This window comes from Burkholderia sp. Bp8994 (assembly GCF_003853805.1).
Classification (GTDB): Bacteria; Pseudomonadota; Gammaproteobacteria; order Burkholderiales; family Burkholderiaceae; genus Burkholderia.
The window spans coordinates 1-18,726 of sequence record NZ_QTQH01000020.1 but is presented as its reverse complement, the minus strand read 5'-3'; the positions used below and the strand labels follow the sequence as shown (position 1 = coordinate 18,726).

Annotated in this window: 15 protein-coding genes; 10 read left to right on the top strand and 5 right to left on the bottom strand. The window is 68.8% G+C overall.

All coding sequences use genetic code 11. The annotated features are described in order from the left end of the window. The first annotated feature begins 62 nt into the window (after positions 1 to 62). From DIE04_RS21815 to DIE04_RS21795, 5 genes are all read left to right on the top strand, one after another. A complete protein-coding gene (locus tag DIE04_RS21815) occupies positions 63 to 1,631 on the top strand; it encodes a YdiU family protein (protein WP_124520078.1) in 1,569 nt (522 codons plus the stop codon). 29 nt (positions 1,632 to 1,660) lie between these two features. Then, on the top strand, positions 1,661 to 2,092 hold the full coding sequence (gene msrB, locus DIE04_RS21810) for a peptide-methionine (R)-S-oxide reductase MsrB (protein WP_059529717.1): 432 nt from the start codon (positions 1,661 to 1,663) through the stop codon (positions 2,090 to 2,092). A 124-nt stretch (positions 2,093 to 2,216) separates the two neighbouring features. Continuing rightward, the gene (locus DIE04_RS21805) at positions 2,217 to 2,747 is read left to right on the top strand and encodes a septation protein A (protein WP_006753406.1); all 531 of its coding nucleotides are present in this window, start codon (positions 2,217 to 2,219) and stop codon (positions 2,745 to 2,747) included. A gap of 1 nt (position 2,748) precedes the next feature. Continuing rightward, complete coding sequence (locus tag DIE04_RS21800; protein WP_124486242.1) at positions 2,749 to 3,057, top strand: BolA family transcriptional regulator; 309 nt, start codon at positions 2,749 to 2,751, stop codon at positions 3,055 to 3,057. An 18-nt stretch (positions 3,058 to 3,075) separates the two neighbouring features. Beyond that, positions 3,076 to 3,858: a peptidylprolyl isomerase gene (locus DIE04_RS21795; RefSeq protein WP_044843666.1), complete on the top strand. Its 783-nt coding sequence runs from the start codon at positions 3,076 to 3,078 to the stop codon at positions 3,856 to 3,858. A gap of 182 nt (positions 3,859 to 4,040) precedes the next feature. Here the strand turns inward: DIE04_RS21795 and DIE04_RS21790 are convergent, their stop codons facing one another. The 3 genes from DIE04_RS21790 to purL all read right to left on the bottom strand — a co-directional run bounded on the left by DIE04_RS21790 (position 4,041) and on the right by purL (position 10,044). Beyond that, positions 4,041 to 5,210 carry an acyltransferase gene (locus tag DIE04_RS21790; protein WP_124520076.1) on the bottom strand — a complete coding sequence of 390 codons (1,170 nt, stop codon included), beginning with the start codon at positions 5,208 to 5,210 and terminating at the stop codon, positions 4,041 to 4,043. Between the two features lie 227 nt (positions 5,211 to 5,437). Beyond that, positions 5,438 to 5,980 carry a GNAT family N-acetyltransferase gene (locus DIE04_RS21785; protein WP_124520074.1) on the bottom strand — a complete coding sequence of 181 codons (543 nt, stop codon included), beginning with the start codon at positions 5,978 to 5,980 and terminating at the stop codon, positions 5,438 to 5,440. Beyond that, positions 5,980 to 10,044, bottom strand: a complete 4,065-nt coding sequence (purL, locus tag DIE04_RS21780; protein ID WP_124520072.1) for a phosphoribosylformylglycinamidine synthase — start codon at positions 10,042 to 10,044, stop codon at positions 5,980 to 5,982. The genes DIE04_RS21785 and purL overlap by 1 nt, the downstream gene beginning before the upstream one ends. Before the next feature lie 342 nt (positions 10,045 to 10,386). Between purL and DIE04_RS21775 the strand changes: the two genes are divergently transcribed. From DIE04_RS21775 to pgi, 3 genes are all read left to right on the top strand, one after another. Beyond that, complete coding sequence (locus tag DIE04_RS21775) at positions 10,387 to 11,688, top strand: FAD-dependent oxidoreductase (protein WP_124520070.1); 1,302 nt, start codon at positions 10,387 to 10,389, stop codon at positions 11,686 to 11,688. Positions 11,689 to 11,738: 50 nt separating this feature from the next. After that, the gene (locus DIE04_RS21770; protein ID WP_124520068.1) at positions 11,739 to 13,283 is read left to right on the top strand and encodes an NAD(P)H-hydrate dehydratase; all 1,545 of its coding nucleotides are present in this window, start codon (positions 11,739 to 11,741) and stop codon (positions 13,281 to 13,283) included. Between the two features lie 112 nt (positions 13,284 to 13,395). Further along, complete coding sequence (gene pgi / locus DIE04_RS21765) at positions 13,396 to 15,018, top strand: glucose-6-phosphate isomerase (protein WP_124520066.1); 1,623 nt, start codon at positions 13,396 to 13,398, stop codon at positions 15,016 to 15,018. Between the two features lie 81 nt (positions 15,019 to 15,099). On the opposite strand, the gene DIE04_RS21760 is transcribed toward pgi, so the two are convergent. Continuing rightward, positions 15,100 to 15,801: an ABC transporter ATP-binding protein gene (locus tag DIE04_RS21760; protein WP_044843672.1), complete on the bottom strand. Its 702-nt coding sequence runs from the start codon at positions 15,799 to 15,801 to the stop codon at positions 15,100 to 15,102. Between DIE04_RS21760 and DIE04_RS21755 the strand changes: the two genes are divergently transcribed. Continuing rightward, positions 15,800 to 16,474: an arylesterase gene (locus tag DIE04_RS21755; RefSeq protein ID WP_044843673.1), complete on the top strand. Its 675-nt coding sequence runs from the start codon at positions 15,800 to 15,802 to the stop codon at positions 16,472 to 16,474. The genes DIE04_RS21760 and DIE04_RS21755 overlap by 2 nt on opposite strands. A gap of 112 nt (positions 16,475 to 16,586) precedes the next feature. Here the strand turns inward: DIE04_RS21755 and DIE04_RS21750 are convergent, their stop codons facing one another. Then, positions 16,587 to 18,521, bottom strand: coding sequence for a SurA N-terminal domain-containing protein (locus DIE04_RS21750; RefSeq protein ID WP_124520064.1), 1,935 nt, complete (start codon positions 18,519 to 18,521; stop codon positions 16,587 to 16,589). On the opposite strand from DIE04_RS21750, the gene DIE04_RS29965 reads away from it, so the two are divergent. Beyond that, positions 18,520 to 18,726, top strand: a 207-nt coding sequence (locus tag DIE04_RS29965; protein ID WP_221621951.1) for a hypothetical protein, incomplete at its 3' end; no start/stop codon positions are given. The genes DIE04_RS21750 and DIE04_RS29965 overlap by 2 nt on opposite strands.

Sequence of the window (18,726 nt, the reverse complement as noted above, 5' to 3'; positions counted from 1 at the left end):
GGGCCGCCATGCGGGCGGCGCGGCGCCGCCTTACAATATCGGCTTACCCAGAGGCGCTCAACATGTCGTTTTCCCGAAGCGCAGCCGCTACGGCTGACACTCTCCCCGACCTCGCCGCCACGCTCGGCGCGCCGGCCGTCGGCGCGTTCGTCGCACTCGGCGACGCGTTTCATACGCGGCTGCCGGCAGCACCCCTGCCCGCGCCGTACGTCGTCGGCTTTTCCGACGAAGTCGCGCGCCTGCTCGGCTTGCCGGCGTCGCTCGCCGCCCAACCCGGATTCGCCGAGCTGTTCGCCGGCAACCCGACGCGCGACTGGCCCGCGAGCGCGATGCCGTACGCGTCGGTGTATTCCGGCCACCAGTTCGGCGTATGGGCCGGCCAGCTCGGCGACGGCCGCGCGCTGACGATCGGCGAACTCGCCGGCAGCGACGGCCAGCGCTACGAACTGCAGATCAAGGGCGGCGGCCGCACGCCGTATTCGCGGATGGGTGACGGCCGCGCGGTGCTGCGTTCGTCGATCCGCGAATTCCTGTGTTCGGAAGCGATGCATCACCTCGGCATTCCGACCACCCGCGCGCTCACGGTGATCGGCTCCGACCAGCCGGTGGTGCGCGAGGAGATCGAGACGTCGGCCGTCGTCACGCGCGTGTCGGAGAGCTTCGTGCGCTTCGGCCACTTCGAGCACTTCTTCTCGAACGATCGCCCGGACCTGCTGCGCCAGCTCGCCGATCACGTGATCGAGCGCTTCTATCCCGCATGCCGCGACGCCGACGATCCGTACCTCGCGCTGCTCGAAGCCGCGACGCTGCGCACGGCCGACCTCGTCGCGCAGTGGCAGGCCGTCGGCTTCTGCCACGGCGTGATGAACACCGACAACATGTCGATCCTCGGCGTGACGATCGACTACGGCCCGTTCGGCTTCGTCGACGCGTTCGACGCGAACCACATCTGCAACCACTCCGACACGAGCGGCCGCTACGCGTACCGGATGCAGCCGCGCATCGCGCACTGGAACTGCTACTGCCTCGCGCAGGCGCTGCTGCCGCTGATCGGGCTGCAGCACGGCATCGCCGACGACGATGCGCGCGCCGAGCGCGCGGTCGACGACGCGCAGGCCGTGCTCGCGAAGTTTCCCGAACGCTTCGGTCCGGCGCTCGAGCGCGCGATGCGCGCGAAGCTCGGCCTCGAGCTCGAACGCGAGAACGACGCCGAGCTCGCGAACAAGCTGCTCGAAACGATGCACGCGAGCCATGCGGACTTCACGCTGACGTTCCGCCGGCTCGCGCAGATCTCGAAGCACGACGCGAGCCGCGACGCGCCGGTGCGCGACCTGTTCATCGATCGCGACGCGTTCGACGCATGGGCGAACCTCTACCGCGCGCGGCTGTCCGAGGAAACGCGCGACGACGCGGCCCGCGCGGCCGCGATGAATCGCGTGAACCCGAAATACGTGCTGCGCAACCATCTGGCCGAAGTCGCGATCCGGCGCGCGAAGGAAAAGGATTTTTCCGAAGTCGAACGACTCGCGCAGGTGCTGCGCCGCCCGTTCGACGAACAACCGGAACATGAAGCTTATGCGGCATTGCCGCCCGACTGGGCCGGGTCGCTCGAAGTGAGCTGCTCGTCGTGACCCGACCGACCGATCAGGAGAACTCCCACATGTCACACGATTCCGACGACAAGACCTTCCCGTACCAGAAGGACGACGCCGAACTGCGCCGCCGGCTCACGCCGATGCAGTACGAGGTCACGCAGCATGCGGCGACCGAGCGCGCCTTCACCGGTGAATACACCGACACCGAGGACGCCGGCATCTACAAGTGCGTCGTCTGCAGCACGCCGCTGTTCGAATCCGGCGCCAAGTTCCATTCGGGCTGCGGCTGGCCCAGCTACTTCAAGCCGCTCAACGGCGAGGTGATCGACGAGAAGATCGACCGCTCGCACGGAATGGTGCGCGTCGAGGTCCGCTGCAACCATTGCGGCGCGCATCTCGGCCACGTGTTCGAGGACGGCCCGCGCGACAAGACCGGTTTGCGGTACTGCATCAATTCGGCTGCGTTAAACTTCGAGTCCCGACCCGAAAACGAATGAGCGGCACCGGACGGATCGGTCGGACAGCCTGCTCGGCTGCCCCGATCCCGGACGGTGGCGCCCGGCGGGTCCCCACAACGGTGAAAGGCCGCGCGATGCGGCCTTTCACGCAGCTGCGAGCGCCATGAAATTCCTGTTCGATCTGTTTCCGATCATCCTGTTTTTCGCCGCCTTCAAGGTCTGGGGCATCTTCACCGCCACCGCCGTCGCGATCGTCGCGACGCTGGCCCAGGTCGCGTGGGTCGCCTTCCGGCACCGGAAGGTCGACACGATGCTGTGGGTCAGTCTCGGCGTGATCGTCGTGTTCGGCGGCGCTACCCTCGTCCTGCATGACGAGAAATTCATTCAATGGAAACCGACTGTGCTGTACTGGCTGTTTGCGATCGGGCTGCTCGCCGCGCGCTATGCGTTCGGCAACAACCTGATCGAGAAGATGATGGGCAAGCAGCTCACGCTGCCGCACCCCGTGTGGGACAAGCTGAACGTCGCATGGGCGCTGTTCTTCGCGGTGCTCGGCGTCGCGAACCTGTACGTGGTGCACAACTACACCGAATCGCAGTGGGTGAACTTCAAGCTGTTCGGCACGACGGGCGCGATGGTCGTGTTCATCATCCTGCAGAGCCTGTGGCTCACGAAGTACCTGAAGGACGAATGACATGACCGACGCTTTCCTCGACGCCTCGCCCGACGAACGCATCGCGCTGATCGAAGCGCGCCTGACCGCCGCGCTCGCGCCGCTGTCGCTCGCGGTGCGCGACGACAGCGCGCAGCACGCGGGTCACGCCGGCGCCGCTGCCGGCGGCCACTTCACGGTCACGATCGTGTCGGCCGCGTTCGCGGGCAAGCCGCGCGTCGCGCGGCACCGGCTGGTGTATGATGCGCTCGCTGATGCGATGCAGCGCGGCATTCACGCGCTCGCGATCGTGGCTTACACGCCCGAAGAATTCAACGAATCTTCAATCTAGTCTCAACAGGAATTCCCGATGATCCTGAAATCCCCCCGCCTGTGGGTCGCGGCGGCTGCTTTTGCAGCGGCACCGGCATTCGCCCAGAACATCGCCGTCGTCAACGGCACGCCGATTCCGAAGTCGCGCGCCGATGCGATGGTCGCGCAACTCGTCCAGCAAGGCCAGACCGACAGCCCGCAACTGCAGCAGGCCGTGCGCCAGGAACTCGTGAACCGCGAAATCCTGATGCAGGAAGCGATCCGCGAAGGCATCCCGAACCGCCCGGACGTGAAGGCGCAGGTCGCCGTCGCGCAGCAGACGGTCGTGCTGCGCTCGATGATCGAGAGCTTCCTGAAGAAGAACCAGCCGACCGACGCGGAAGTGAAGGCGCGTTATGACGACCTCGTGAAGGGTGCCGGCGGCAATCGCGAGTATCACCTGCACCACATCCTCGTCGACAGCGAGCAGCAGGCGAAGGACCTGATCGCGAAGATCAAGGGCGGCGCGAAGTTCGAGGACCTGGCGAAGCAATACTCGAAGGATCCGGGCTCGGGCAAGAACGGCGGCGACCTCGACTGGTCCGACCCGAAGGCGTACGTGCCGGAGTTCGCGGCCGCGGCGCAGAAGCTGCAGAAAGGCCAGATGACCGACGCGCCGGTGAAGACGCAGTTCGGCTGGCACATCATCCGTGTCGACGACGTCCGCGACATCGCCCCGCCGCCGTTCGACCAGGTGAAGGCGCAGATCGCGCAGCAGCTCGTGCAGCAGAAGCTGCAGGCGTTCGAGGAAGGCCTGCGCCAGCAGGCGAAAATCCAGTAACGTCGGCGACGATCGCCCACGCGAAGGCCGCTCCCTGGAGCGGCCTTTTTCATGCGCGCTTGCAGTGCGCGCCGAAGCGCAACCAACGCGTCGCCATCGTCACACGTATCGCGATCGCCGGCCCGTGCCGGCACTCGCACTCGCGCCGATCCCGACGTCAACGCCAGCGCATGCACATCGCGCTACGCCTTCGCCGGCGCCGCCGATTGCGCACGCGCCCGGTCGGTTGCGAACGTCCTCGCGAGCACGCCGAGTACCGGCTGCTCGATCAGCCGATACGCACCTGCCCCAACCACGGCGACGAGCGCGAGACCGCCCGCGACGATCCAGTCCGCACCGACCTGCTGCCCCACGCCGTGCTTGAGCGCCGTCGCGACGGCCGCCACGACGAAGTTGTGCGTCAGGTAGATCGAATACGACGCGTTGCCCAGCAACACCAGCGCGCTGTCCGCGACCGGTCGCACGTGGTCGATCAGCACCGCGCCCAGCACCAGCAGGAACGCCGGACCGCCGTAGACGAGCGCACGCGGCGCATGACCCACGAACAGCTCCATCGGCGGATTGCCCACACCGTCCGCGCCGGCCAGCGCCGCGCCGAGCAGCCCGAGCACACCCGCGACGACCAGCATCCGGCCGGCGGCCAGCATCGCGGCGGGCGTCCAGCGATCGCGCACGACCGCATACGCCGTCGCCGCGACGATGCCGAGCAGGAATTCGCCGATCAGTTGCGCGCCGGTCAGCATCGTGACCGACGTCGGCGCACCGAGCAGGTGGCAGGCCACGCCGACCGTCAGGAAGGCGGACGCGAGAAACGGCAGCAGCAGGCGGCGCAAGCCGAGCGCGATCGCCATGGCGAATGCGAGATAAAAGTAGATCTCGTAGCCGAGCGTCCAGCCCTGCTCCAGAAACGGCCGCCAGATACCGTCCGGATTCGCCGCCGGCCACAACAGGTACGAGCAGATCAGGTAATGGAGCGTCGCGTGATGACTCTTCAGCACGAGATGCGCGCTCCACATCGCCACGAGCGCGGTGGTCCACATCCAGTACAACGGATAGATCCGCAGCACCCGCCGCTTCAGGAACCGGCCGGCCGCGGCCCATCCGGCCGCATCGCGGCGATGCGTATGCAAGATGATGAAGCCGCTGATCACGAAGAACAGGTCGACGCCCGCATTGCCGATCGCCGCGAAATTGCCCGTGTTGATCCATGCGGGCGCATGGTGATAGAGCGGCATCGCGGCGGCGAAATGCCAGAACGCCACCAGCAGCGCCGCAACGGCCCGCAGGATCTGGATCGAGTGCAGTTGCGCGCGCGCCTCGCCTGCGCGGCCGCTGTTGCTGTCCGAATTCATTTCGATGACTCCCGTTGACGCGGACACCGTAGCAAGGGCGGACGATCCGCTGCGTGTGCCGGATCACTGAAACGCGATTGGCCGGCGCGATTGCGCCGGTCGGCGGGCGGGACAGGAAGAATGGATGACGAAAACGGCGCTACGCAAAGAAAAAGCCGCGTCGAAGCGGCTTTTCAGTTCATTCGGTCGAGTCCGGCGAGATCGCACACGGCCGGCGCACCGAACCGTTACACCGGATGGAACACGTCGTGATAGCGGACGTCGCCCGATGGCCGCGGCGCGGTGTCATCGAATGCCAAGGCGAGGAAATGCTCGGGCGGCGCATCCACGAACACGAGATCGCCGGACGGCACGAAACCGAAACGCGCGTAGTACCCGGGATCACCGAGCACGACGCAGCCGCGCGCGCCGAGCCGGCGCAACGCGTCGAGCCCCGCACGCACGAGCCCCGCGCCGATGCTCTGGCGCCGGCATTCGGGCAGTACCGCGAGCGGCGCGAGCCCGTACCACTGCTGGCTGCCTGCCGGCTCGCCGCCGATCGAGACCGGCGAGAACGCGGCATGGCCGATCACGCGCTCGTCGCGCTCCGCGACGAGCGACACGCCGAGCGCGCCATCCGCGCGCAACGCGTCGACGATCCGCCGCTCGAACGCGCCGTGCTGCGGCGCGTCCGCGAACGCGGCCACGATCACGCGACCGATCTCCTCGACGTCGCTCGCGCGCTCATCGCGCAGCGTGACGATCTCGACCGGCGCGTGCGGATCGAACATCAGCCGATCCAGCGGCGTGCGTTGCGGAACACGCGCATCCACGGGCTCGCCTCGCCCCAGCCTTCCGGATGCCAGCTCATCGTGACCGTGCGGTGCACGCGCTCCATGTGCGGCATCAGCACCGAGAAGCGGCCGTCGGCCGTCGTGACCGACGTGATGCCGGCCGGCGACCCGTTCGGGTTGAACGGATAACGCTCGGTCGCTTCGCCGCGGTGGTCGACGTAGCGCATCGCGACCGCGACGCGATCGATGTCGCCCTGCTGCGAGAAGTCCGCATAGCCTTCGCCGTGCGCGACCGCCACCGGAATCCGCGAGCCTTCCATCCCCGCGAAGAAGATCGACGGCGACTTCTCCACTTCGACGAACGAGAAGCGCGCCTCGAACTGCTCGGACTTGTTGCGCGTGAACTTCGGCCATGCTTCGGCGCCCGGGATCATCGATGCGAGGCTCGACAGCATCTGGCAGCCGTTGCAGATGCCGAGCGCGAACGTGTCGGGGCGCGCGAAGAAGGCCGAGAACATGTCGGCGAGATTCGCGTTGAAGCGGATCGTCTTCGCCCAGCCTTCGCCCGCGCCCAGCACGTCGCCGTACGAGAAGCCGCCGCATGCCACCGCGCCCGCGAAATCGGCGAGCGTCGCGCGGCCGGCCAGCAGGTCGCTCATGTGCACGTCGTGCGCGTCGAAGCCCGCACGGTCGAATGCGTATGCCGTTTCGAGGTGCGAGTTCACGCCCTGCTCGCGCAGGATCGCGACGCGCGGGCGCGCGCCCGTCGCGATGAAGGGTGCTGCGATGTCGTCGGCCGGATCGAACGTGAGCACCGGCGAGATGCCCGGGTCGGCCGCATCGAGCAGCGCGTCGTATTCGGCGTCCGCGCAGGCGGGGTTGTCGCGCAGGCGCGCGATGCGCCAGCTCACTTCGCCCCATGCGCGATGGAGTTCCGCGCGCGGCGCGTCGAACACCTTCTTCGCGTCGCGGTACACCTCGATCACGTCGCGATCGTTGACCGTGCCGATCACGTGCGAGCACGCCGACAGGCCGAACTCGCGCAGCGCGCCGAGCACCGCGTCGCGATCGGCCGCGCGCACCTGCACGACGGCACCGAGTTCTTCCGAGAACAGCGCGCGCAGCGTGCGATCCTCGCGACGGCCGCTCGTCTGCTTCGCCCAGTCCTTCGCGTCGCCGTAGTCGGATTCGTGATTCGGGTCGAGGGTCAGCATGTCGACGTTCAGCGACACGCCCGCGTGACCCGCGAACGCCATTTCGCACACCGTCGCCCACAGGCCGCCGTCCGAGCGGTCGTGGTACGCGAGCAGCTTGCCTTGCGCGTTGAGCGACTGGATCGCGTTGAAGAAGCGCTTCAGGTCTTCCGGATCGTCGACGTCCGGCGTCGTGTCACCGACCTGCTGCGTGACCTGCGCGAAGATGCTGCCGCCCATGCGGTTCTTGCCGCGGCCGAGATCGATCGCGATCAGCACGCTGTCGCCTGCGTCGGCGATGCGGCGCAGTTGCGGCGTCAGGTGACGGCGCACGTCTTCGACCGGCGCGAACGCGGAGATGATCAGCGACACCGGCGACACGACTTCCTTCGCGACGCCCTGCTCGTCCCACTTGGTCTTCATCGACAACGAGTCCTTGCCGACCGGGATGCCGATCCCGAGCGCCGGGCACAGCTCCATGCCGATCGCCTTGACCGTGTCGAACAGCGCGGCGTCCTCGCCGGCCGTGCCGCACGCGGCCATCCAGTTCGCCGACAGCTTCAGCTTGTCGAGCGACGCGATCGGCGCGCTCGCGATGTTCGTGATCGCCTCGCCGACCGCCATGCGGCCCGAGGCCGGCGCGTCGATCACCGCGAGCGGCGTGCGCTCGGCCATCGTCATCGCCTCGCCCTTGAAGCCCGCGTAGTCGAGCGCGGTCACCGCGCAGTCGGCCACCGGCACCTGCCACGGGCCGACCATCTGGTCGCGCACCGACGTGCCGCCGACCGAACGGTCGCCGATCGTGATCAGGAACGACTTGCTGCCGACCGTCGGGTGCTTCAGCACGTCGACCGCGATTTCCGACAGGGCGACGCCCGTCACGTCGACCGGCGCGCGCTCGGTCGCGACACGCGTGACGTCGCGGTGCATGCGCGGCGGCTTGCCGAGCAGCACTTCCATCGGCATGTCGACCGGGTATTCCTCGACGCCCGTCGCTTCGTCGTCGACGAGCTTCAGCTGGCGTTCGTCGGTCGCGATACCGACCACCGCGAACGGGCAGCGCTCGCGTGCGCAGATCGCCTCGAAGCGCGGCAGGTCAGCCGGCGCGATCGCCAGCACGTAGCGCTCCTGCGCCTCGTTCGACCAGATTTCGCGCGGCGACAGGCCCGATTCCTCGAGCGCGACCTTGCGCAGTTCGAAACGCGCGCCCTTGCCCGCGCCGTCGACGATCTCGGGGAACGCGTTCGACAGGCCGCCCGCGCCGACGTCGTGGATGCTCAGGATCGGGTTTTCCGCGCCGAGCTGCCAGCAGCCGTTGATCACTTCCTGCGCGCGCCGCTCGATTTCCGGGTTGCCGCGCTGCACCGAGTCGAAGTCGAGTTCGGCCGTGTTCGCGCCGGTCGCCATCGAGCTCGCCGCGCCGCCGCCCATGCCGATCCGCATGCCGGGGCCGCCGATCTGGATCAGCAGCGAGCCGGCCGGCACGTCGTGCTTGTGCGTGTGCTGATCCGCGATGTTGCCGAGGCCGCCCGCGATCATGATCGGCTTGTGATAGCCGTGCACCTTCCCGCCGACGTTCTGCTCGTACACGCGGAAATAGCCGCCGAGGTTCGGGCGGCCGAATTCGTTGTTGAACGCGGCGCCGCCGAGCGGGCCGTCGATCATGATCTGCAGCGGCGACGCGATGCGGTCCGGACGGCCATACGGGCCGTGCTGCTCGTTCGGGTTGCGCTCGGCGACCGGCTGCGCCGCGTCGCGTGCGTTCTCCCACGACTGGCGTGCGTCCGGCAGGTCGAGGTTCGACACCGTGAAGCCCGTGAGGCCGGCCTTGGGACGCGCACCGCGGCCCGTCGCGCCTTCGTCGCGGATCTCGCCGCCCGCGCCGGTCGCCGCGCCCGGGAACGGCGAGATCGCCGTCGGGTGGTTGTGCGTCTCGACCTTCATCAGCGTGTGCGTGAGCTCGGTGTGGCGCCCGTAGCGCTCGCCCGGCTCGCCGGCCGCGCCTGCGTTGCGCGGGAACCAGCGCTCGGCTTCGGCGCCGACCATGATCGACGAGTTGTCCGAATACGCGACGATCGTGCCTTGCGGGCTCAGCTTCTCGGTGTTGCGGATCATCGCGAACAGCGACATGTCCTGCGCTTCGCCGTCGATCGTCCAGTTCGCGTTGAAGATCTTGTGGCGGCAGTGCTCGCTGTTCGCCTGCGCGAACATCATCAGCTCGACGTCGGTCGGGTTGCGTTCGAGCTTGCGGAACGCGTCGACCAGGTAGTCGATCTCGTCGTCGGCGAGCGCGAGGCCCAGCTCGACGTTCGCGCGCTCGAGCGCGGCGCGGCCGACGCCCAGCACGTCGACGGTCGCGAGCGGCTTGGCCGGCAGCTCGTCGAACAGGTGCTTCGCGTCGTCGCGCGCGGCAACCACGCTTTCGGTCATCCGGTCATGCAGCGCGGCTGCAACCGCGGCGCGCGCGTCGTCGGACAGCGCCTTCTTGCCGCCGAGCAGGCCCGACTTCAGCGTGACCGTGAATTCGACGCCGCGCTCGATGCGGCGCACCTGCGTGAGGCCGCAGTGCTGCGCGATGTCGGTCGCCTTGCTCGCCCACGGCGAAACGGTGCCGAAGCGCGGCAGCACGACGAAGGTCTCGGTCGTGCCCTTCTCGGCCGCCGGCTCGAACGGCGCGCCGTAGTGCATCAGCGCGTCGATGCGGGCGCTGTCGTCGGCCGACAGCGGCTCGGCCGCATTGACGAAGTGCAGGAACTGGCCGCGTACCGCGACGATGTTGGCGTCGATTTGCCTGAGCGTGTCGAGCAGACGGGTTTGACGGAAATCGGAGAGGGCCGAAGCGCCGGGAAAACACGAGAAGTGAGCCATGGGCTGGACTGACGTCGATGAGTCGCGCGAGGTGGCGACGTGGGGCGAAAGGAAGGCCGTAATTATACCCGGAAGTCGGTCATCCCAGACCGGCTGATCGGCACCCTGATCGGCACCCGTCACGCACCGCGACGGTGCACCGGCATCCACGGCGCCCGGCCGGCCGCCGGGCCGGCGTGCGCGGCCGCGGTGGCCTGTGACCGCAAGACGGCGGAATCGGATGGGGTTGCGTGGCACCGGTTCGCGCGATTTTGGCGCTATCATTCCCGGTTCACCGGGCCGGGGGCCCGTCAGCGAATTCTCACCGGGCGGCGTGCGCGCCGCCCGTCATCGAAGCAATCCATGGATGTCATCGTCATCGGCGGCGGAATCAGCGGCGTCGCCACCGCCTACCAGCTGCGCGCGGCCGGCCATCGCGTGTGCGTGGTCGAACGCCACGCGACCGTCGCGCAGGGCGCGACCTACGGCGACGGCGGCACGCTGCTGCCGAGCCCGCTCGACGTCTGGTTCGGCCCGACCTTCATGCGCCAGCGCCAGCCGCGCGACACCGGCATCGTCTACAAGCCGGGCTTCAACGGCGGCGTGCGCCGCTTCGTCAAGCAGCTCGCCGCGCTGCGCGAACCCGATGCATTCACCGCGCAGTATGCACGGCTGCGCCCGCTGATCGACGCATCGCGCGAGTCGCTCGCCGACATCGAGGCGCGCTTCCAGCTCGAATTCGAGCAGAAAGCCGGGATCCTGCACGTCGTGCGCGACCCGCGCGACTGGGAAGCGCTGCAGCCGGCGCTCGACCTGCTGCGCGCGCTCGACCAGCCGTACCGCGTGCTCACCGCCGACGAATGCGCGGCGCTCGAGCCGTCGGTGCCGGCCGAGCCCGGCTTCGCCGGCGGCGTGCTGCTCGAGAGCGAGCGCACCGGAAACTGCCCGCTGTTCGCGAAACTGGTCAAGCAGACGCTCGACGAGCACGGCGTGCAGTTCCGCTTCGGCGCGGACGTCGCGGCGATCCGCGTCGACACCGGCCGCGCCGCGATCGAGCTCGCACCGGCCGGCGGCCGGCACGCGAAGAAGGCGCACGAGGTCGACGTGATGGCGGCCGACGCGATCGTGGTCGCTGCCGGCGCCGGCAGCCTGCCGCTGCTAGAGCGGCTCGGCTGGCGGCTGCCGCTGCACCCGGTCCGCGCGCATACGCTGACCGCGCCGGTCGCGTACGAAGAACATGCGCCGCACCTGAGCGTCGTCGATTCGATCAAGCGGATCTCGATCACGCGCACCCACCAGCGGCTGCGCATCGGCGGCGGCGCCGTGCTGCAAAGCCTCGCCGACACCGCGAAGCCGCTCCCCGAGCCGCTGTCCGAAGCCGCCCTCGCGCTGCTCGGCCAGGCCGTCCACGACTGGGTGCCGGGCGCCGCGAAGATTTCCGCCGCGCTGTCGTGGCAAGGCACGCAACTGCTGTCGCCGGACGGCCTGCCGGTCGTCGGTCCGACCCCGCATCCGCGCGTGTTCGTCAATTTCGGTCACGGCCCTGCCGGTTGGGGCCTCGCGTGCGGGTCTGCTAAAGTGGTGACAGACTGTCTGGCCGGCGACACGCAGCAGTGGCCCGCCGACGCGCTCGCCGCGCTCAGCGCCGCGCGCTTCACGACCTGACCGCCGCGGGCCCGTCCCGGGGCGCTTCCTCCCGCCGCCATGACCCCGCGATGACGAATACCCGCCCGCTTCCCGATTCCGTCCCGCTCGCGCTGCTGCGCGTCGCCGACCTGCGCGCGGCCGAGGCCGCCGCGACCGCCGAACTGCCGCCGCACACGCTGATGGGCCGCGCGGGCGCCGCCGCCGCGCGCTGGCTGTCCGAACGGGTCGCCGGCGACGATCGCCCGGTCTGGTTCGCGGTCGGCCCCGGCAACAACGGCGGCGACGCGCTGGTGGCCGCCGCGCAGCTGCAGCAGCTCGGTGTCGCGACGCAGGCCTGGATGCCCGTGCCGGTCAAGCCGGACGATGCGCAATGGGCGCTCGGCCTCGCGCGCACGGCCGGCGTGCCGCTGTCGACCGAACCGCCCGCCTCGCTCGACGATTACGCCTGGGTCGTCGACGGACTGTTCGGCATCGGCCTCGGTCGCGCGCTCGACGGTCCGTTCGCCACCCAGGCCGCGCGCATCGCCGCGCATGCCCGACGCGGCGGCCGCGTGCTCGCGCTCGACGTGCCGAGCGGACTGGACAGCGACACGGGCCGGATCGTCGGCGCGGGCGTCGCGGTCGCCGCGACCCACACGCTCACCTTCATCGGCGCGAAACCGGGCCTTTACACCGGTGACGGCCGCGACCTCGCCGGCCAGATCGACATCGCGTCGCTCGACGTCGCCCCACCCGCCGCGCCGGCCATCGTGCTGAATGCACCGGCACGATTCGCCGCCGCATTGCCCGCCCGCGCGTTCGCGTCGCACAAGGGCACGTTCGGCAGCCTCGCGGTGCTCGGCGGCGACACGGGCATGTGCGGCGCGCCGATCCTCGCCGCGCGCGCCGCGCTGTTCGCGGGCGCCGGCAAGGTGCATGTCGGTTTTCTCGGCGCCGGCGCGCCGCCGTACGACCCGCCGTTTCCCGAACTGATGCTGCATCCCGCGGACGGCCTCGACCTCGACGCGATGTCCGCGATCGCGGCAGGCTGCGGCCTCGGCACGCGCGAGGCCGCAGCCACCCTCGTGCGCGACGTGCTCGCGCACGATGCCGTGACGCTGCTCGACGCCGACGCGCTGAACCTCGTCGCGACGCACGCCGACCTCGCGGCCGCCGTGGCCGCCCGCGGCACACGCGGCAATGCGTGCGTGCTGACACCGCATCCGCTCGAGGCAGCGCGGCTGCTCGGCAGCGACACGGCGTCGGTACAGCACGATCGACTGGCCGCGGCCCAGGCGCTCGCCACGCGTTACGCGAGCGTCGTCGTACTGAAGGGTTCGGGCACGGTGATCGCCGCGCCCGACGGCCGCCTGACGATCAACCCGACCGGCAATGCGGCGCTCGCCACCGGCGGCACCGGCGACGTGCTCGGCGGCCTGATCGGCGCGTTGCTCGCGCAACGCGTCGCGCCGTACGAAGCCGCACTCGCGGGCGTCTACCTGCATGGCCTCGCGGCCGATACGCTGACCGCGCACGGCACCGGGCCGGCCGGCCTCACCGCGGGCGAACTCGCGCCGATGGTGCGCACGCTGATCAATCGCCTTTTTTACCCGTCGCCGCGCGCCGACATGTAACGCCGCTATACTGAGTGCCCCCGCCGCACGGCGGGCCCGCTCGTCCGCCGGCCTTCCGATCCCGAGGCGCCGGCGCGGCATTCCTCCCGATTCACGCTTCACTCGAACCGCCATGACGCTGAATTCGCTCCCCGCCTGGACTGCCCTTCAATCCCACTTCGAACAAATCCGCCATGCACGGCTGCGCGACTGGTTCGCGCCGGAAAACGACCGCGCGCCCACCCGCGCCGAACGCTTCACGGTCCCGGGCGGCGGCCTTGCGGCCGACTTCTCGAAGAACCGCATCAACGACGACACGCTGCGCCTGCTCGTGCAGCTGGCCCGCGAAGCGGGCGTCGAAGCGCGCCGCGACGCGATGTTCGCCGGCGAGATCGTCAACCCGACCGAAGGCCGCGCCGCATTGCACACCGCGCTGCGCGCGACGGACCCGCACGCGCCGTTCCATGCGCAGGTCAACGCCGAGCGCGCGAAGATGGCGACCTTCGCGCGCGCCGTGCGCAGCGGCGCGTGGACCGGCTATACCGGCAAGCGCATCCGCCACGTGATCAACATCGGCATCGGCGGCTCGGATCTCGGGCCGAAGATGGTCGTGCACGCGCTGCACCATGTCGCGACGCCCGACATCTCGACGCACTTCGTGTCGAACGTCGACGGCGCCGATCTCGCGCGCGTGCTCGAACAGGTCGACCCGGAAGAAACGCTCGCGATCATCGTGTCGAAGACCTTCACGACGCTCGAGACGATGACGAACGCACGCTCGCTGCGCGACTGGTTCGTCGCGCGCGGCTGCCCCGAGGACGCGCTCGCGAAGCACTTCGTCGGCGTGTCGGCGAACCCGGCCGAAGTCGTGAAGTTCGGCATCGCCGCGGACAACGTGTTCGAAATGTGGGACTGGGTCGGTGGCCGCTATTCGCTGTGGTCGGCGGTCGGCCTGTCGATCATGATCGCGGTCGGGCCCGAGCAGTTCGACGAACTGCTCGCCGGCGCGAACGACATGGATCGCCATTTCCGTGAAGCGCCGCTCGAGCGCAACCTGCCGGTGCTGCTCGGCCTGATCGGCATCTGGTATCGCAACTTCTTCGGCTCGCAGAGCTACCTCGTCGCGCCGTATTCGGAAGCGCTGCACTACCTGCCGTCGTATCTCCAGCAGCTCGAGATGGAAAGCAACGGCAAGTCCGCGCGTCTCGACGGCACGTTCGTCGATTACCCGACGTCGGCCGTCACGTGGGGCGAGCCGGGCACCAACGGCCAGCACGCGTTTTTCCAGATGCTGCACCAGGGCCCGACGATCGTGCCGATCGACTTCATCGCGGTGCTGACGCCCGAGCATCCGCTCGCGAGCCATCATCCGAAGCTGCTCGCGAACTGCTTCGCGCAAAGTGAAGCACTGATGCTCGGCCGCACGCTCGACGAGGCGCGCCAGGTCGCCGGCCCCGGCAAGGAAGCGCTCGCGCCGCACCTGACGTTCCCCGGCAACCGCCCGACGACGACGCTGCTGGTGGACGCGCTGACGCCGCGCACGCTCGGCGCGCTGATCGCGCTCTACGAGCACAAGGTGCTGGTGCAGGCGACGGTGTGGGACATCAATCCGTTCGACCAGTGGGGCGTGGAGCTCGGCAAGATTCTCGGCAAGGTCGTCGAAGCCGACCTGTCGGCCGAGTCGGTCGATCCCGCGAAGCACGATTCGTCGACGACCGCGCTGATCGAGCGCGCGCGGGCAGCGCTCAAGCGCTGACGCGACGGCGTCGAACGCATGCCGGCCGCACCGGGCGATCCACCTGGCACCTGGCGCGGCCGGCAAAAATCCGGTCCCGCGCTATGCCGCGTGCGGTGCGACGATGCGTCCGGCGTCGATGGTGACCATCGTCGCGCAGCGCCGCGCGAGCTCGGGATCGTGCGTGACGAGCACGAGCGTCGCACCGTGCGTGCGATTCAGCTCGAACATCAGGTCGATGACCGCGTGGCCCGTGGCCGCATCGAGGCTGCCGGTCGGTTCGTCGGCGAACAGGATCGCCGGATGCGTGACGAACGCGCGCGCGAGCGCGACGCGCTGCTGCTCGCCGCCCGACAGCAGTTTCGGATAATGCGCGGTACGCTCGCCGAGACCGACCTGCACGAGCAGCGCGCGGGCACGATCGGCCGCGTCGCGCGCACTGATGCCGCCCTGCAGTTCGAGCGGCAGCATCACGTTCTCGAGCGCCGTCAGGTGCGGCATCAACTGGAACGACTGGAACACGAACCCGACCGCGCCGTTGCGCAGCGCGGCACGCTCGTCCTCGTCGAGCTGGTCGAGCGCGCGGCCAAGCAGGCGAACCGTGCCGCTCGTCGCGCTGTCCAACCCGGCAAGCAGGCCGAGCAGCGTCGATTTTCCCGACCCCGATGCGCCGACGATCGCGAGGCTGCTGCCGGGCCGCACGGCGAGCGTGATGCCGTCGAGGATCGTCAGCTCGCCCGTTGCATCGGCAACCCGCTTGCACACGTCATGGACTTCGATGATCGGATCGGTAATCTTGAACATGGACACGACATTCCGCTGGAAAAGGCGCGCGGCACTCGCCGCACTGCTGGGAACCCTGGCCGCAACAAGCATGCCCGCACGCGCCGCGACGGCGGCGGCCCCGACCTCGGGCCAGCCCGCGCTCGTCGTGCTCGGCGACAGCCTGTCGGCCGAATACGGGCTGCCGCGCGACACCGGCTGGGTTGCGCTGCTGCGGCAACGGCTCGCGACCGAGCGAATCGATTATAGCGTCGCGAATGCAAGCGTCAGCGGCGACACCACGAGCGGCGGCCGCGCACGGCTGCCCGCGGTGCTGCAACGGCTCAAGCCGTCGATCGTGGTCGTCGAGCTCGGCTCGAACGATGCGCTGCGCGGCGTGCCGCTCGCGACGACCGAGCAGAACCTGCGCGACATCATCGCCGATGCGCGGCAGGCGCGCGCGAAGGTCGTGCTGGTCGGCATGTACGTGCCGCCCAACTACGGGCCCGACTACACGCAGAAGTTCCATGCGGTCTATACGCGCCTGTCGAAGGAACTCGGCGTACCGCTCGTGCCGTTCCTGCTCGCCGGCATCGAGAACAAGCCCGAGATGTTCCAGCCGGACCAGATGCATCCCGCGCAGCAGGCGCAGGGCATCCTGCTCGACAACGTCTGGCCGGCGTTGAAACCGCTGCTCGGCAAGCCGCGCGGCTGACCTCGCGACTCGCCACCGCCGCAATGCAAAAAGCCCCGCTTCGAGCGGGGCTTCTTGTTGCTGCATGCGAAACCGTGAACGGCGCTTCGCTTGGTTGGCGCTGGGTCGTGGCTTAGTTGCCGCCGTCCTGCGACTGGCTCTGCGTGGTGCCGTACACCTTCACCTTCGAGCGGTCGCGCAGCGCGGCGAGATATGCTTCACCTTCGCTTTGCGCTTCGACCTGCGCCATCTGCTGCTGCGCGGCCGCGAGCTGTTGCGGATCGACGGCCGTACCCGCGATCACCGTGTTCACGCGATAGATCGCATAGCCGTCCGCACCGAGGTCGACACCGACGTACGCCGGCAGCGTCTTAGCATCGACCTTGTAGACGGCGCTCAGCGCGGCCGGCGTCAGACCCTGCGACTGCGTGCGCGACACCTTCTGCGCAGCCGCGAAGCCGTCGGCCGACTTCGACTTCTGCAGCTCGGCCAGCTTCGCCGCACCGTCCTTCTTCGCGAGTTCCGCAGCCTGCTCGGCAACGACCTTCTGACGCACGACGTCCTTGATCGCGTCGAGCGCGGGCACGGCAGCCGGCTTGTAGTCGGTCACGCGCGCCGAGATCAGCGTGTTGTTGCCCACGTCGATCGCCTGCGTGTTGTTCTGGCTCTTCACCGAATCGTTCGCGAACACGGCAGCGAGGAACTTCGGATTGTTCAGCGGGCTCGTCGGCGGCAGTTGCGGATTCGGCGTCGGCGTGACGGTGGCCGTCTGGATCGTCAGCTTGTACTTGTCGGCGGCCGGCTGCAGCGTCTTCGCCTTTTCATACACGGTCGACGTGAAGCCTTCCGCGTTGTCCGTGAATGCCTTCGCTGCGTACTGCTGCTTCAGGTCGATTGCGATCTGGTCCTTCACGTCCGCGAACGGCTTGACCACCGACGGCTTCACTTCCGTCGCCTTCAGGATGTGGAAGCCGAGATCCGACTGCACGACACCGCTCACGTCGCCCTGCTTCAGCGCGAACGCCGCATCGTCGAACGCCTTGCCGCCCGCCGTCGAGCCGCGCGTGATGAAGCCGAGATCGCCGCCCTTCGCAGCCGACGGCGCATCCTGCGAGCTCTTCTGCGCGATCTGCGCGAACTGGTCCGGATGCGCCTTCACGTCCGCCAGCAACTGCTCGGCCTTCGCCTTCGCGGCTGCCTTGTCGGCCGCGCTCGCGCTGCTCGCCGCGGCGATGAAGATGTGGCTCACGCGCACCTGCGCTTCCGAGCGGAAGTGCGTCGGGTTGTCGTCATAGAACTTCTTGATGTCCGCCTCGGTCGGCTGCGCGCTCGCGGCAGCGGCGGCCGGCGAATAGACGAGATACTGGATCGTCGCGGTTTCCGGCGTCGCGAAGCTTTGCTTGCGCGCGTCATAGTACGCGGCGAGCTGTGCGTCGGTCGGCTGTACCTTCGCCGCGTAGTCGCTCGTCTTCAGCAGCAGCGCCTGCACTTCGCGCTGCTGCGCGGCCAGCTCCGACAGGCGTTGCGCCGGGCCCTTCGGCGTGAACGCGCTCGCGATGATGCTCGCCGGAATCTGCTGCAGCGCGAGGCTGTAGCGCACGCGCTCCTGATACTGCTCGGGCGTCATCCCCTGGAACGACAGCAGCTGCGCGTAGCGTTCGACGTCGATCGAACCGTCGGGCTTCTTCAGCGACGCGATCATCGGGTCGCTCATCAGCGCATCGCGCACGGCGTTGTCGGATGCGGTCAGGTGCAGGCGTTGCGTCTCGTCGGCCAGCACGCGTTGCTGGATCAGGCCGTCGAGTACTTGCTTGCGATGTTCGGGCGTGTCGAACGCCTTGATGTCGAACTGCCCGCCGAGCGCCTGGCGCGCCTGGTCGACCTGCTGACGGAACGCGCCGTCGAATTCGACCCGCGTGATCTTGTGCCCGTTGATCGCCGCGACGTTCGCGCTGTCGTCGAAGAAGCCGCGGAAACCTTGGATCCCGACGAAACCCAGCCCCGGCAACACGATCAGGAGCAGGAGCGCCATCATCAGGCGCTGGTGATTACGGAAGAAATCGAGCATGCGTGACGGGAAAATTGGACAAAACGTCCGATATTACAACATACGGGGTGGCACGGGAGAAAAGCAGGTGCGCAACGCGCGGGCGCGATCAACGACGCAAATGAAAAAGCCCGCACGAGGCGGGCTTCTTCATTTTCTGGCGGAGCGGACGGGACTCGCCTACATCCTGCAGGCCGCGGCTGCGCGTGCACGCGCAGCCCTTCGC